Source organism: Streptomyces sp. NBC_00122 (genome assembly GCF_045160845.1).
Taxonomy (GTDB): Bacteria; Actinomycetota; Actinomycetes; order Streptomycetales; family Streptomycetaceae; genus Streptomyces.
Genome location: NZ_CP108191.1, coordinates 5358397 through 5373220, shown reverse-complemented (window position 1 = coordinate 5373220; position 14824 = coordinate 5358397). Strand labels below are relative to the sequence as shown.

Below are 14824 nucleotides of genomic sequence, written 5' to 3'. Positions count from 1 at the left end.
GGGCCCGGTCAGCCCGGGATGGGGGTGGAGTAGAGGTCGTAGCTGATCTGGGTGCTGAAGCGGAGCTGCACCTCGTGCCGGATCCGGGTCTCGCACTCCGGTGGCAGGTCGGCCACGCGCGTGCCCAGCCGGCGGGCGATGCGGTGCAGTGCGGCCGCCGCCCAGCACGGGTCGGCGAGGAACGGGTCGGGCCCGTACCGGCCCTGGTCCCACAGGCCCAGGACGGCGGCCGCGGCCAGCAGCAGCGCGTAACGGTCCATGAGCGCGAACCGCGCGGGCTGCGCGGAGGCCGCCGAACCGGCCGCCTCCAGCCTGAGCACGCGGCCGCGTACGTCCCGGAACTCCTCGACGAGCTGGCCGGCGAGCGTGCGCAGGGCGCGCTCGACGGGACCGCCGCCGTCGATGCCCGCGCTGACGGCGAGCATCGTCGCGGTGAGGGAGTCCCGCCCGCACGCGAGGCTGAGCCGGTCGGTGCGCAGCGGTGGCAGGTCGCCGCGCAGCCGGAACAGGCCCGCGGGGGCCTCGTCCTCCAGGAACCACGAGGTCTGGGCCAGGCGCGGCATCTGGGGGATGACGGTGGCCTGGCAGGCGACCGTGCCGGCGTGACCGAGGCTGAGCACCGGTACGTCCCTGACGTGCTTCTGGAAGATGCCGAGGCTGCCCTCGCGGGTGTAGAAGCCGGAGCCGAGGACGATGGACAGGTCGTACATGGTCTCGGTGAGCACCCGGGGCAGCAGGTACTTGAGCGCCGCCGAGTAGACGCTGGTCTCGGCGGGCAGCAGGTGCAGGGCCCTGGTGGCGACGACGGCGAGGCTGTCGTAGAGCAGCAGGTTGACGAAGGCGCTGGTCAGTGCCGCGCCGGTGCGGCTCCCGTCGATGCCTCGGGCCTGCCAGCCGCCGGAGTGCTCGCGGTCGAAGCGGACGGCCGTGCGCAGGCTGGTGTCGAGCGCGGCGACGGCCGACGCGGCGATCACCGTACGGCTGATCTGGAAGGAGCGCAGGGCGGTCTCGATGCCGCTGCCCTCCGGGCCGAGCAGGGCGGAGCCGGGCACCGGGCAGTCGTCGAACTCCACTCCGGCGAACCGGCAGCCGCGCAGGCCCACCGGAGTGCGGCGGGCCGTCACCGCGGCGCGTGCGTCGGTGAGCTGCTCGGGTTCCAGCAGCATCACCGAGTGGCTGCGGCTGCCGGGCGCGGGGTCGGTACGGCAGAACAGCACCAGCGCGCCGGCCCGCTCCAGGTTGTTGACGAGGGGCTTTCCCCCGCTGATCAGATAGCCGTGCGGGCCGCGCCGGGCGGTGACCTGGCTGCGGACGTAGTCGTTGCTGTGGGCGGTCTCGTGCTGGGCGATGGCCGCCTTGCCGCCGTCGCGCAGCAGCCGGGCCAGCCAGTGCCGCTGCCGGGAGCTGCCGGCGGTCCAGACGTCGGAGGCGGCCATGAAGGTGGTCATGCCGTGGCCCATGGCCAGGCCCACGTCCCGGCGGAAGACCGGGCGCATGATCCTGACCAGGGTGTCCATCCCGTCGAGCCGGCCGCCGAGGGCCTGGGGGATGTACTCGTCGGTGATCCCGAAGTCGTCGAGCAGCGCCTCGCCGGCTGCGAAGGGCACGGCGGCCCGGTCCGCCTCCAGCAGCGCCGTGTAGCCGACCGGGTTGGCGGGGTCCGAGGGGTCGCCGAGCAGCGACTCCAAGGCGGCGACCCGGGTCCGCACGACGCTCTCGCGCCGGTGCGCCACGGCCTGGTCGCCGAGGAGGGCTGTCACCACCTTCTTCCTCCGTCGGCTCCTTCCGGCCGCAGCAGGTCTTCGCCGAACAGCACGTCCTCGGAGCGGGCCAGCGCCCACACGTCCGGGGTGAGGACCTCGTACTCGCCGCGGACCACGCCGTCGAGGAAGAGCTTGCGCATCAGGGTGCGCTGGACCTTGCCGCTGCTGGTGCGGCGCACGGCGCCGGGACGGACCAGCAGGATGTTGCCCGCCGGGATCTCGAACTCCTTGCCGATCAGGGCCTGGATCTTCTGGGCGACGGTCCGCAGTTCCTCGCTGCCCGCTCCGCGTACCTCCTGGACGAGGACGAGGTGCTCCCGTCCGGCGTCCACGGAGAACGCGGCGCCCACGCCGAAGGTCAGGGCGGGGCTCACGGTCCGCGCCGCCCATTCGATGTCCTGCGGGTACACGTTGCGGCCGTTGATGATCACGACTTCCTTGAGCCGCCCGGTGACGAACAGCTCGCCGTTGTCGAGCATCCCGAGGTCGCCGGTGCGCAGGAAGTTGCTCTCCTCGTCGTTGAGGCTGGCCCGGAAGGTCCGTACGGTCTCGGTGGGCCGCTGCCAGTAGCCGCGGGCGACGCTGTAGCCGCGCAGCCAGATCTCGCCGACCGCACCGGGCGGGAGTTCGTGGTGGGTCAGCGGGTCGACGATGCGTACTTCGACCTCGACGGGGGCGCCGCAGCCGACGAGGGTCTGGACGCGCTCGGTGCCGGTGGCGGCGGGCCCGGCGCCGATCACCCGGTCGCGTTCCAGGGCGGTCTTGTTGAAGTCCTTGCGGACGTGCGGGGTGCCGGGGGCGCCGCCGGAGACGACGAGGGTCGCCTCTGCCAGTCCGTAGCAGGGACGCAGGGCCTCGGGGCGGAATCCGGCCGGGGCGAACTTCTCGGCGAACTCGTCCAGGCTCTCGGGGCGCACCGGTTCGGCGCCGTTGAGGGCGAGGCGCCAGCGGGACAGGTCCAGGCCGGCGACCTGCTCGTCCTTCACCCGCCGCACGCACAGGTCGTAGCAGAAGTTGGGGCCGCCGCCGACGGTGACGCCGTACTCGTCGATGGCCTGGAGCCAGCGCAGGGGGCGCTTGACGAAGGACAGCGGGGTGACCTGGACGCTGTGGCTGCCGAGCCACACCGGGTGCAGCAGGTGGGCGACGAGGCCCATGTCGTGGAAGTACGGCAGCCAGCTGCCGAAACGGTCCTCGCGGGTGGTGTGCAGCACCTTCTGCAGGGCGGCCTGGTTGGCCAGGAGGTTGCGGTGCGAGACGGTCACACCGCGCGGTTCGGAGACCGAGCCGGAGGTGTACTGGAGGAACACCAGGTCGTCGGGGCGCGCCGTGACGGGCCGCCAGGCGTCGGGGTCGCCGATGCCGGGGACGTCGGTGACCACGCAGGCCGCGTCCGGGCGGGAGTTGCGGGCGAGCCAGAGCGCGACGTCGGGCGCCGCGGACGTCTCGGTGAGGACCACCTTGGCGCCGGTGTCCTTCAGGACGGCGGTGGTGCGGTTGAGCCGCTTGTCGCGGCCGGCTTCGCCCGGCATCGGTACGGGGACCGCGACGGCGCCCGCGTAGAGGCAGCCGGCGAAGGCCTTGAGGAACTCGGCGGTCGAGGAGTAGACGAGCAGCACGGGCTGCTCGGTCACTCCGTACTCCTGGAGGCAGGCCGCGATGCGTCTCGCCTCCCGGTCCAGCTCCCCGTACGTGAGGTGCTCGGCCTGCGCTCCGCCGACCGTGTCGCGGAGGAAGATGTGCACATCCTCGTCGGCGAGTTCAGCCGTCCGAACGCGGAGCAGTTCGGTGAAGGTGGCGAAGCGTGACTCTGACATCCGCGGCATCCCCTCGCGTCTGCGGGCCCGTGGATCTGCGGACCTCGTTTACCGGCGATCCTCCGCGCGCATCCTTAAGGGGCGCTTGCGCGAGGGCTGTCGGGGCGCCTCCGGACAGGTCCTTAGGGGGCGGCAGGGGTGCTCGGCGCGCGGACGCGCGGGCGACCCTCGGTCCATGGACATCGACACCGACACCGGGACGCCGCGGGAAGCGGCGATCGTCTTCCCCGGTATGCAACCGACCGCCTTCTCCGAGGTCGCCAGGTTCATGCTGGTCAACCCGTACGCGCGGGAGCTGCACGCGATCGCCGACGACGTGCTGGGCTTCTCGCTGGCCGACCGGTACCAGCAGGCCGACGGCGACTACTCGCTCTACGGACAGATCTCGTTCGTGGTGAACTGCCTCGCGCTGGCACGGTGGGCGACGGACCGGCTGGAGATCGCGCCCGCGTACGTGACGGGGCCGAGCTTCGGCGCCCGGGCCGCCGCCGTGTACAGCGGAGTGCTCGATTTCGCCGATGCCGTACGGATGACGGCGCGGCTCGCCGACACGATGGAGGACTACTTCGCGCGGGAGCACCCCGCCCTGGTGACCCAGTCGATCGCGCGCGTGCCGCAGGACAAGGTCGCGCTGATGCGCCAGGAGCTCGACGAGCGCGGCGAGTGGAACGACGTGTCCTGCGTCGTCGACCACGACTTCACGATGCTGACGGTGCACGAGTCGGTACTCGACTGGCTGCAGCGGCGGATCCGCTCGCTGGGCGGCATGTCGATGTACACGATGAAGCCGCCCATGCACTCGTACCTCTTCGGCGGGCTGCGTGACCGGGTGGACGCCGAGATCTTCGACGGACTGGCCTGGTCCGAGCCGCGGCTGCCGGTCGTCGCGGACCAGGACGGCCGGGTGGTGACCACCGGCGAAGAGGTGCGCGGGATGCTGCTGGACGGTTTCGTCCGTACGGTGCGGTGGCCGGACGTGGTGGCCTCGTTGGAGCGGGCCGGTGTCGGCCGGCTGTACGTGTCCGGGCAGGACGGGCTGTTCACCCGTGTCGCGTGCACCACGCGCGCCTTCGAGGTGGTTCCGGTGACGCCCAGGTCGGCGATGCGGCCGGTGCGCCGGCGGCTGCCTGCGGCTGCCTGACGCCCGGTCGGCCGCCCGGCCCGCCGGACATGTGGCGCACGGACGACGGGAGGGGCCGGTACCCAGTGGGTACCGGCCCCTCTCACGTGTCCTGTCCGGTCACTTGCCGTCCACCGTGAAGGCGTAGAAGGTGCCCTCGGTGAGGCTGCCGGTGGTTCCGCCGCCGTTGGCGAAGCGGGCGTAGCCGTTGCCCCAGTAGACGGTGCCGTCGACGACCGCGGGGCCCGCGTTGGACGAGTACGGTGCGGTGAAGTCCCACAGGTAGGCACCGGTCGCCGCGTCGAGCGCGTACATGCGGCCGCTGGTGGAGCCGCCGAAGACGACGCCGTTGGCGGCGGTCAGGGCGCCCCAGGCGAAGCCGTCGCTGCGGTCCGCGACCTGCCACAGGATCTTTCCGGTCTGCGGGTCGAGCGCCGCGAACGAGCTGCGGGTCGTCGTGGAGCCGTCGGCCAGCTGGTAGGGCAGCTTGTTGAAGTTGGCCTCGGCGACGTAGATCCGCTTGTCGTCGTTGGCGGTACCCCATTCGATGCCGCCGATGTGGCCGCCGGGGCCGGCCGCCGCGCTCCAGACCACGGCGCCGGTGGCCGCGTCCATCAGCCAGTACTCGCCGCTCTTCTCGCCCGCGCCGATCACCTTGCGGGGGCAGCCGTTCGGGCCCTTGATGGTGAACAGGTGGGCGCCGTCGCCGAAGTCGTAGTCGTAGCCGGGGTTCGGCGGGCAGTTGTTGGGCGGGAATCCGGGGATGCAGCCGGTGTTCCAGGCGTCGAAGCGCTTGGCCCCGGTGTTCCACTTGACGCGGCCGGTCGTCATGTCGAGGGCCAGGACCGTGTCCACGTAGTTGTCCGGTGCGTAGCACTCGGCCGGGGTGTGGCCGGCCGTCTGGCAGTCGCTGACGGACTGCGGGACGGTGTAGTTGTTGCCGGTGGTGAAGTACACCGTGTTGGTCGACGGGTCCAGCGCCGGGGTGCCCCAGACGGCCACGCCGCTGTAGCCGCCGGCCTTGCCGCCGTTGTCGGGGGTCGTGTACTGGCGCCACAGGAGGTTGCCGGTGGCGGCGTCGATGGCGTTCACGCTGCCGCGGAACGTGCAGCAGGGGTAGGCCGGGTCGAGGGCGCCCTCGGACTCGCGGGAGGAGACCCCCTGGTAGATCACGCCTTCGTGCACGACGGGCGACTGGGTCAGCACCGCCTTGTACTGGGTGTCGATCTCCCGCTTCCACACCAGGTTGCCGTTGGAGGCGTCGACCGACATCAGGACGGCCTTGTTCCAGTCGGCGATGTAGAGCTTGCCGCCGACGACGGTCGGGCTGGTCCGGGAGACGGAGGCCGGGTCACCGGTGTAGTCGGAGACCTTGCGCGACCAGATCGGACGGCCGGTCTTGGCCTCCACCTTGTGCAGGTAGCCGCCCCAGTCGGGGAAGTACACGGCTCCGCCGACCACGGCCGGGGTGGCCGAGACGTCGCCGTGGGTGGCGTACGTCCACTTGGCCTTGAGGCGGCCGACGTTGGCCTTGGAGATCGTCGTTTCCTGCGGGTTGGTGCGGCTGTTGCGGAGGTCGTGGCCGCCGGTCGGCCAGGAGGACGGGGGCGAGGACGCGTTGGTGGCCGGCGCGGTGAACAGCGTGGCGGTCAGTGCGGCTACGGCGAGCAGCGCGAATCGGCGGACCACTCCCTGCCGGGACCGGGGTCTTGTGCGCATGGGACTTCCTCTTCCGTGCTGTGATGGGGTTCGTCGATCAGCCGGCGGTCACCAGGACGCGGTTGCCGTGCAGTGCGGCAGCGCGTGCGGTGAGCTCCAGCCGGTCGGTCTTCTTGTTGGTGTTCAGGGGAAACTCGTCCAGCCGGTGGTAGTGGCGCGGGATCAGCTGCGCGGGCAGCAGACCGGCCAGGTCGCGGTGGAACTCCTGCGGCGTGCGCTGCCCGCCGAGGTAGAAGGCGACCAGTTCGGTGCTGTTGGCCACGGGGACGCCGACGACCACCGCGTCGGTCACCGGGGTCCCGGCGCGCAGTGCGTGTTCCACCTCGGCCAGTTCGACCCGGTAGCCCTGCACCTGCACCTGGGAGTCCGTACGGCCCAGGTAGACCAGTTCGCCTCCGGCGAGGCGGCGGACCCGGTCGCCGGTGCGGTACCACAGGACGCCGTCGCGCTCCAGGTACTTGCCCGCTCCGTCCTCGGGGTCCAGGTAGCCGGCCGACAACTGCGGCCCGGACAGCCACAGTTCGCCTTCGTCCGCCGCCGGGGCGCCCGCTTCGTCCAGGAGCAGTTCCGCGTGGCCGTCGTGGAGCAGGCCGAGCGGTACCACGCCATTGACGCCGAGCCGGGTCGACTCCTGCGGGGACCAGCGGTGGCGGTGGGTGGTGATGGTCATCTCGGTCGGGCCGTAGACGTTGATCACCGCGGAGTGGGGGGCGGCCTGCTGCCAGGCGTCGGTGTCCTGGAACTGGAGCGCCTCGCCGCCGAAGTAGGTCCAGCGCAGCGAGGGCATGGTGCCCGGCACCAGGCGGCCGGTGCGGCGGGACAGCGAGATCACGCTGGGGGCCGAGAACCAGACGGTGATGCCGTGCTCGGCGACGAAGGCGGGGAGGTCGCGGTAGGCGTGGGGGGAGACCGAGACCAGCGGGGCGCCCACCGCCCAGGCGCACCACAGGTCCGAGACCGCGGAGTCCCAGTTGAGGTTGGCGGCCTGGGAGAAGACGTCGTCGGACGTGAAGTCGTACCAGGCGTCCATCAGCGCGAAGTAGTGCGCCGTGTTGCCGTGCGTGAGCCGTACGCCCTTGGGCCGGCCGGTGGAGCCGGACGTGAACAGGATGTAGGCCACGTCGTCGGGAGCGGCGGACCGCGGCTGTGCCAGCGCGGTCTCCCGGGCGGCGAACAGCGGCAGCGCTCCGCCGGCGGCCAGCGCCTCGGCCTGCTCGCGGCCGAGGTCCGGTGCGAGCACCGGGAGGCCCCCGAGCCCCGTCGCGAGATCCGTGGCGAGGCCGTCGGGGTCCCGGAGCAGGGCCGCGCCCTCCTCGTCGACGACGAGGGCGGAGACCTCCGCCGACGCGAGCATCGAGGCGATCTTGCCGGGCGGGAAGCCGGCCAGTACCGGCACCGCGGGGAGTCCCGCGTACAGGCTCGCCAGGACGGCGACGTACGAGGTCACGCTGCGGCCCGCCAGGATGCCGACGGCCTTCGGCGGCCCGCCGGGGGCGGCGAGCAGGGCCCCCGCCCAGGACAGGGCCAGTTCGTGGACCGTCGTGTAGTCGACGGTCTCCTTCCCGACGCGCACCGCCACCCCGCGCGGTGAGCGTTCCAGACCGCGCAGAAAACGTGCGTGCAGCGCGGTCCGCGCCAATGGTTCCATTTCTGCTCCTCCTCGCCAGAATTACCGGCAAGCTCTTTTCCGGACGCTTTCCGGGCGCATTTCCGGGATGCATTGACAGCCGTTGGCGGCCGCCCCCATCATTCCCGTATGCCAGAACTCACGAATCACACCTGGGACGGCGCTTTCGAAGCCGTCATTCGCCCGTTCCTGCCCTACCTCTCCCCCGACGAGAAACTGACCGGGGACACACAACTCCGTGACCTGGGGCTTGACTCCATGGGAACGGTCGAACTGCTCGCCGCCCTGGAAGGCGCCTACGACGTCCGCTTCCTGGACGACGCGCTGAAACTGGAGAATTTCGCGAGCCCGGACGTCCTCTGGAAAACCCTGATAACCGAAACCGAATCCGCCGCGTGAGAAAATCGGTCCACCGACCGGCCCGACGAGGATTTCACATCCAAGTCGGGCCGCTTCTCTTTTCGCGGCAGAAGACGGTCAGGGGATCAGCCGCTGAAAACTCTCCTCGATCCTGTCGAGATTCGAGCGGACGTGCGGCAGGGCGAGCGGGTCCCGCGCCTCGAGCGAGAGCTGCTGCTGCTCCGCCGTCTCGCCGTACAGCATGCTGGTGGCGCACTTGAACCTCAGGGCGTCCCCCTCGTCGCCTAGCAGGTGTCCGGCGAGCACCACGATCCCGAGGTCGAGCATCCGCCGGGCCAGCGTCGGCGAGTCGGTCACCTCGTACTTCGCCAGCTCCTCGCGGACCGGCTCGAAGTCGGGGTAGACGTAGAAGGCCCCGGTGGGCGGTCGGCAGCGGGCGCCCGCCTCCACGGTGATGCGGTGGACCTCGCGCGCGACGATCCCGTGCAGCCGGGCGCTGGCCCGGAGCCTGTCGCGGACGTCCTGCGGCTCGCTGAAGGCGTACTCGGCCACCGCCTGCATGGGCCCCGCCAGCGTCGACCAGACCTCGCTGGCCACAGAGACCACTCCGGTGCGGATCCACTCGCCCCAGGGGCCCTGCGGGAAGCGGGCCACACCGATGCGCCAGCCGCCCAGGGCGAGGCTCTTGCTCAGGCCGGTGGCGATGACCGTGCACTCGGGGGCCACTTCGGCGGGGCTGAGGTACTCGGTGGCCGGGTCGTGCACCACGTCCCGGTAGATCTCGTCCGAGACGATCAGCAGCCCCTCCTCCTCGGCGATCGCGCACAGTTCGCGGATGAGCGGGGGCGACGCCAGGGTGCCGGTCGGGTTGTCCGGCAGGGTCAGCACCATGATGCGCGGGTCGCGGCCGAGCACGCGCGCCGCGGTGATGCACTCGCGCAGGGCGTCCGGGTCCGGTACCCCGCCGCACTCCTCGGGGATCGGGACGGCGATCGGGTGCTTGCCGGCCAGCCGGGCCTGCGGGGCGTACGTGTTCCACGCGGGGCGGGGCAACAGCACGTCGCCGGGGACGGCCAGGTTGAGGGCCATCAGCAGCGGTTTGCTGCCCGGGGCGACCACGATCTGGTCGGCGTCGGTGGGGATGCGGCGGCGGTTGAAGTACCCCGCGGCGGCGCCCCGGACCGCGGGCGAGCCGGCCACCGGCCCGTAGGCGTTGCGGGTCGCCCCGGCGGCGAGCCGTTCCACCAGCGGCGCGAACGCGGGGAGTCTGGACTCCCCGAAGCCGAGGTGGATCAGCGGCTCGCCGGCCGCCTGGCGCTGTGCCACCAGCTGGTTGAGGGCCAGGTTCGGTGACATCCGCATGTCGCTCATGCCGGGCTCCCCACCGGTGCGGCCGCCTTGGTCCCGAAGAGCTCCTTCTCGCCCTGCCACGCCGGTCCGGCGAGCGCACGCGCGATGTCGGCCGGTACGGTGCGGTCGAGCCGCAGTTCGTCCAGCCAGGCGGCCTCGGGGTCGAAGTGCGCCAGGAAGGGCCGGCCGACCAGGGAGGGATCACGGGCCTGGACCATCTGCAGCTGGAAGAACCGGCCCTCGGCGTTCTCGACGACGCCGTCCACGGCCACCTTGCCGGGAGTCGCGGACATCACCGGGCCGCGGACCGTACGGGCCAGGCCCGGGAGGGTGCGGTAGGCCGACTGGAAGATCTCGGCAGCCCGGGCGAGCGGCACCCGGAAGTAGTCGTACGGGCCGGTGTCGCGCTCCACGAACATGTAGTACGGGACCGAACCGGCGGCGAGTTCGGCCCGCCACATCCGGCTCCAGACGTCCGGGTCGTCGTTGACGCGGGCGATCAGCGGCGCCTGGCAGTAGACGAGGGCGCCGGTGGACCTGATCCGGGCGATCGCGCGACGCGCCAGGTCGGTGCCGAGCTCCCGGGGGTGGCTGAAGTGCGCCATGACGGCGAGGTTGCGGCCGGAGGCCACGACCTTCTCGAAGAGACGCAGCACGTCGTCGGCGTCCGGGTCGGTGACGAACCGCTGCGGCCAGTACGCGACGGACTTCGTACCGATCCTGATGGTCCGTACGGTGTCCACGGAGAGCAGCGGCTCCAGGTGGGAGCGCAGCCGCTCAGTAGACATCACCATCGGGTCGCCACCGGTCACCAGCACGTCGGTGACGTCGGGGTGGGAGCCGAGGTAGGAGATGAGGCCGCTCGGGTCGGGCGCCGCGAAGCGCAGGTCCGCGTCCCCGACGAACTGGGCCCAGCGGAAGCAGTAGGTGCAGTACGAGTGGCAGGTCTGGCCCTGGCTCGGGAAGTACAGGACCGTCTCGCGGTACTTGTGCTGGAGCCCGGCGATCTCGGCGCCCTCCCGGGTGGGGACGTTGAGCTCCTTCTGGCCGGACGGGTGCGGGTTGAGCCGGCCGCGGATCTGCTGGACGAGGGTCCGCAGGGCGATCTTCGAAGCGGGGTCCGCGGACAGGGTGGCCAGGTCCCGCTCGTTCTGCTCGGTGAGCATCCCCTTCTGGGGGAAGACCAGTTGGAACATCGGGTCGTCCGGGATGCGGTCCCAGTCGATCAGCTGCGACAGGACGTACTCGTTGACCCGGAAGGGCAGGACCATCGACACGAGCCGGACGGTCTCCCGTATGTCGGCGGGCAGGCCGTGGCGGTCGGCGATCTCGTCGAGCTGCCGCGGCCCGTATGCGCGGAACCGTGCCGTCTCGACAGAATCGGTTGCCAGCAGGGACATGCGGATATTCCTCCAGCCTGGTGCCTGGCAGTTCCGAGCGTCTGCTCGAATGCGGTTCGATGCTAGGGAGAGGAATCGGCCACCGGACCCCAGATCGGACCCCAGCCCTACCCTTACGGCGGCCCCTGGCGCCCGGCGGCCGGGAAGGGGTTCGGGACGGTCCCCGGGCATGGCGAAGCCGCCCAGGACCGGCGGGGGTTCAGGTCCTGGGCGGCTGTCGGTGGGCCCTGTGGCAGGGCCTGTGGGGGGTGTGGGGCGGCTGCGCGTCAGGCCGTGCCGGTGCCCGGCTGGCCGGCCCGCTCCACCGGGGCGGCCTGGGCGGCCAGTTCGGCGGCCCGCTGGTTGTCGGTCTGGACGGCGCGCAGCCCGATCAGGGCGAACACGGCGGCGCCCGCCATGACGACCGCGCCGGCCACCGAGGCGGCGTGCACCTCGGTCGTGAACGCGGCGCGGGCCGCCTCGATCAGGTTGGCCGAGGCCTCGCCCGAGAGCTTGCCGGCGGCGGCCAGGGCTCCGCCGATGGTCTCGCGGGCCTGGTCCAGCGCGTCGGCGGGCACCCCGGCCGGGGCGTCCAGCTCGGAGCTGTTGCGGTACACGGCGGCGCCGATGCTGCCGAGGACGGCGACGCCGAGGGCGCCGCCGAGCTCCTGGCCGGTCTGGAGCAGGGCGGAGGCGGTACCGGCGCGCTCCGGCGGCACCTGGCCGACGACGAGCTCGGTGACCAGGGTGAGGACCGGGGTGAGCCCGACGGCGAGCGCGATGATGCCGATCAGGATCAGGACCAGGCCGTCCTCGGCGGGCACCTGGGTGAGCATCAGGAGCGCCAGGGTGGCGATGGTGAACCCGGCGCCGATGATGTGGGCGGGCTTGACGGTGCGCACGAGCACGGTGGCGACGGGCACGACGGCGCCCACGGCGAGGGTGCCGGGGATCGTCCACAGCGCGGACTTCAGCGCGGTCATGCCGAGGACCGACTGCATGTACTGGGTGCTGAAGAGCGAGTAGCCGACCAGGGTGAAGCAGGCCAGCATGTTGACGGTCACCGAGGCGCCGAACGCGCGGTTGCGGAACAGCGAGATGTCGATCATCGGGTCGGAGCTGGTGCGCTGGCGCCGCAGGAACAGCGGGACGATGGCCAGGCCGACCGCGATGGCGACGACGTGGGTGACGGCGAAGCCGTCCACGGCGATCTTCTTGAAGCCGTAGATGACCGGCAGCACGATGGCGAGCGAGAGCGCGGCGCTTACAGGATCGAACTTTCCGGCCGCGGCGTCCTTGAACTCCGGCAGCAGGAACGGCGCCGTCACCAGCAGGAGCAGCATCACGGGGACGTTGATGAGGAAGACCGAACCCCACCAGAAGCCGGTGAGGAGCGCGCCGCTGACCACGGGGCCCAGCGCCGCGCCGGCGGCCATGCCGGTGGACCACACCGCGACGGCGGTGCGCCGCTGGGTCTGGTCGCGGAACAGGTTGCGGATCAGCGCCAGGGTGGAGGGCATGAGGGTCGCGCCGCCGATGCCCTGCAGGGCCCGGGCGATGATGATCATCTCGGGGTTGGATGCGTAGGCGGCGAGCAGGGAGCCGCCGCCGAAGACCACGGCACCGATCAGCAGGAGGCGGCGGCGGCCGATGCGGTCGCCGAGCGCACCCATGGTGAGCAGGACTCCGGACAGGACGAAGCCGTAGATGTCGATCATCCACAGCTGCTCGCTGCCGGACGGCTTCAGGTCCTCGCTGATGGAGGGGATCGCGAAGTAGAGGACCGTCAGGTCCATGGAGACGAGCAGCACGGGCAGGAGCAGAACGCCGAGGGCGATCCATTCCTTACGGCCCGCTTTAACCTCCGGTCCGGTGTTGTCGTTCTCGCTCAGGGAGCTGGTCATGGGGGCTGTCCAATGCTGTCGGGACGGGGCGTACGTATCAGTGAACGGAAAGCGGGGATGCGGGGGGAGCGTCCGGACGCGAACAGGGGTCAGGACAGGGGTCGGAACAGGGGTCGGAGCAGGGGTCTGTACCGGGGGGCGGGGCCGGGCCGGGGGTCAGCCCTCCTCCGCGGCGCGCGCCGCCAGGGCCCTGCGGTCGGTCTTGCCGTTGGGGGTGAGCGGCAGGCCGGGGATCAGGCCGACCTTCCGCGGAACCATGTACTCGGGCAGTGTCTGCTTGCAGAACGCGCTGATCACGAGGGGGTCGGCGGTGAACCCGCGGGCCGGGACGACGTACGCGTACAGCTCGGGGTCGTCGCCCTGCCGCGGGCGCACCACCGCCGCGGCCGCTTCGACGCCCGGGAACTCCAGGAGCCGGCGCTCGATCTCCCCCAGCTCCACCCGGTTGCCGCGAATCTTGACCTGGAGGTCGGACCGGCCGACGAAGTACAGCTCACCACTCTCGCCCCGGTATGCCAAGTCATTTGACTTGTAGACCAGTTGGCCGGACCTCGGGTTGAGCGGATCGGGCACCAGGACGGCGCGCGTGGCCTCCGGGTCGTCCCAGTAGCCGGTGAAGAGCGACGGTCCGCGCAGGTGGATCTCGCCCACCGCTCCCGGCTCCTCGACGGGCCTGCCGTCCTCGTCGATCAGCAGCATCTCGGCGCCGGGGTAGGCGAATCCGATGGACAGCTTGTCGGCGCCCTCGGGCAGCGGGTTCGGCACGTCGGTGAGGGAGAAGGCCATCGCCTCGGTGGGGCCGAAGCAGTTCACGACGCGGGTCCGCGGCAACAGGCTCTGCAACTGCCGCAGTTCAGGCAGCGGGAAGGCCTCGCCGGAGAAGAGCACCCCGCGCAGCTGGCCGGCCAGCGCGGCCAGCCCCTTGGCCTCGTGGCGCAGTACCGGCCGCCAGATGGACGGCACGCCGTCCACCTGCGTGGCGCCCGTCTCGGTGAGGAAGCGCAGCAGCCTGCGCGGCCAGTGCATCAGCTCGCGCGGTACGGGGATCAGCTGCGCGCCCGAGCCGAGCGCGAGCCCGATGTCCAGCAGCGCGAAGTCGAACTGGAGCGGCGAGGTGGTGGCGAGCCGGTCCTCGGCCGTGACGATGGAGTGCTGGAGCATGCCCCGGTAGAAGGAGAGCACTCCGCGGTGGCTCATGACCACGCCCTTGGGGCGCCCGGTGGTTCCCGAGGTGAAGATCATGTACGCGGCGTCCGTGCCGACCGCCTCGCGCCGGTGCCGGGTACGGGGCGCGGGAGCCCGCTCCACGGTGATCCCGTCCGGGCCGAACCGGGCCGTGCCGATGGACTGTGGAACCTCCTCGCGCTTGCCGTCCACCGTCTGCAGGTGCAGGGCGGGCTCGGCGGTGGCGGCGATGGCCAGCAGCCGCGGGGTGGGGACCTCCGGGCTCACCGGGATGAAGGTGAGCCCGAGCATCGAGCAGGCGAGGAGAACGGCCACGGCGGCGGCGGAGTTGTCCGACTCCAGGATCACCCGGTCGCCGATGTCGAGGCCGAGCGAGTCCAGGGTGACCGCGTAGTCGTGGGCCCTGCGCTCCAGCTGCCGGTAGGTCAGCACGCGTGCGGAGCCGTCCGGGCCGGCCTCCCAGGCGGCCGGGCTGTCCGGTGCGGTCCTGGCCGCCGCCAGCATGAACTCGTGGATGCGTGTCGCCGGTTCGTGGACCGCCGCCGGTCCGGCCGCCGGGCGTACCGTGCTCAGGCTCACCGTCGTGCCACCTCTCCTCGT

Annotated in this window: 10 protein-coding genes; 2 read left to right on the top strand and 8 right to left on the bottom strand. The window is 71.6% G+C overall.

Annotated features, from left to right (window positions below):
* Nucleotides 1-8: 8 nt before the first annotated feature.
* Together OG737_RS24885 and OG737_RS24880 are read right to left on the bottom strand one after the other, a co-directional pair.
* Nucleotides 9-1760, bottom strand: coding sequence for an acyl-CoA dehydrogenase (locus tag OG737_RS24885; RefSeq protein ID WP_328928369.1), 1752 nt, complete (start codon nucleotides 1758-1760; stop codon nucleotides 9-11).
* Nucleotides 1757-3580, bottom strand: a complete 1824-nt coding sequence (locus tag OG737_RS24880) for a fatty acyl-AMP ligase (RefSeq protein WP_405921990.1) — start codon at nucleotides 3578-3580, stop codon at nucleotides 1757-1759. Before OG737_RS24880 ends, OG737_RS24885 begins: the two co-directional genes overlap by 4 nt.
* 175 nt (nucleotides 3581-3755) lie before the next feature.
* Here OG737_RS24880 and OG737_RS24875 point away from each other — a divergent pair, with 175 nt between their 5' ends.
* Nucleotides 3756-4721: an ACP S-malonyltransferase gene (locus OG737_RS24875; RefSeq protein ID WP_405921989.1), complete on the top strand. Its 966-nt coding sequence runs from the start codon at nucleotides 3756-3758 to the stop codon at nucleotides 4719-4721.
* Nucleotides 4722-4820: 99 nt separating this feature from the next.
* On the opposite strand, the gene OG737_RS24870 is transcribed toward OG737_RS24875, so the two are convergent.
* The gene (locus OG737_RS24870) at nucleotides 4821-6419 is read right to left on the bottom strand and encodes a PQQ-binding-like beta-propeller repeat protein (RefSeq protein WP_328928366.1); all 1599 of its coding nucleotides are present in this window, start codon (nucleotides 6417-6419) and stop codon (nucleotides 4821-4823) included.
* A 37-nt stretch (nucleotides 6420-6456) separates the two neighbouring features.
* Complete coding sequence (locus tag OG737_RS24865) at nucleotides 6457-8067, bottom strand: AMP-binding protein (RefSeq protein ID WP_405921988.1); 1611 nt, start codon at nucleotides 8065-8067, stop codon at nucleotides 6457-6459.
* 108 nt (nucleotides 8068-8175) lie between these two features.
* On the opposite strand from OG737_RS24865, the gene OG737_RS24860 reads away from it, so the two are divergent.
* Complete coding sequence (locus OG737_RS24860) at nucleotides 8176-8445, top strand: phosphopantetheine-binding protein (protein WP_328928364.1); 270 nt, start codon at nucleotides 8176-8178, stop codon at nucleotides 8443-8445.
* Between the two features lie 78 nt (nucleotides 8446-8523).
* Here the strand turns inward: OG737_RS24860 and OG737_RS24855 are convergent, their stop codons facing one another.
* The 4 genes from OG737_RS24855 to OG737_RS24840 form a co-directional block, all read right to left on the bottom strand.
* A complete protein-coding gene (locus OG737_RS24855; protein ID WP_328928363.1) occupies nucleotides 8524-9777 on the bottom strand; it encodes an aminotransferase class I/II-fold pyridoxal phosphate-dependent enzyme in 1254 nt (417 codons plus the stop codon).
* On the bottom strand, nucleotides 9774-11156 hold the full coding sequence (locus OG737_RS24850) for a lysine 2,3-aminomutase (protein WP_328928362.1): 1383 nt from the start codon (nucleotides 11154-11156) through the stop codon (nucleotides 9774-9776). The genes OG737_RS24855 and OG737_RS24850 overlap by 4 nt, the downstream gene beginning before the upstream one ends.
* A gap of 266 nt (nucleotides 11157-11422) precedes the next feature.
* Nucleotides 11423-13039 carry an MFS transporter gene (locus OG737_RS24845; protein ID WP_328928361.1) on the bottom strand — a complete coding sequence of 539 codons (1617 nt, stop codon included), beginning with the start codon at nucleotides 13037-13039 and terminating at the stop codon, nucleotides 11423-11425.
* A gap of 156 nt (nucleotides 13040-13195) precedes the next feature.
* Nucleotides 13196-14803: an AMP-binding protein gene (locus tag OG737_RS24840; RefSeq protein ID WP_405922446.1), complete on the bottom strand. Its 1608-nt coding sequence runs from the start codon at nucleotides 14801-14803 to the stop codon at nucleotides 13196-13198.
* Nucleotides 14804-14824: the final 21 nt, after the last annotated feature.

Coding starts and splice junctions, on each gene's coding strand:
- OG737_RS24855 (WP_328928363.1), bottom strand. CDS start 9,777: ATGAGCGACATGCGGATGTCACCGAACCTGGCCCTCAACCAGCTGGTG.
- OG737_RS24845 (WP_328928361.1), bottom strand. CDS start 13,039: ATGACCAGCTCCCTGAGCGAGAACGACAACACCGGACCGGAGGTTAAA.
- OG737_RS24850 (WP_328928362.1), bottom strand. CDS start 11,156: ATGTCCCTGCTGGCAACCGATTCTGTCGAGACGGCACGGTTCCGCGCA.
- OG737_RS24875 (WP_405921989.1), top strand. CDS start 3,756: ATGGACATCGACACCGACACCGGGACGCCGCGGGAAGCGGCGATCGTC.
- OG737_RS24870 (WP_328928366.1), bottom strand. CDS start 6,419: ATGCGCACAAGACCCCGGTCCCGGCAGGGAGTGGTCCGCCGATTCGCG.
- OG737_RS24865 (WP_405921988.1), bottom strand. CDS start 8,067: ATGGAACCATTGGCGCGGACCGCGCTGCACGCACGTTTTCTGCGCGGT.
- OG737_RS24860 (WP_328928364.1), top strand. CDS start 8,176: ATGCCAGAACTCACGAATCACACCTGGGACGGCGCTTTCGAAGCCGTC.
- OG737_RS24880 (WP_405921990.1), bottom strand. CDS start 3,580: ATGTCAGAGTCACGCTTCGCCACCTTCACCGAACTGCTCCGCGTTCGG.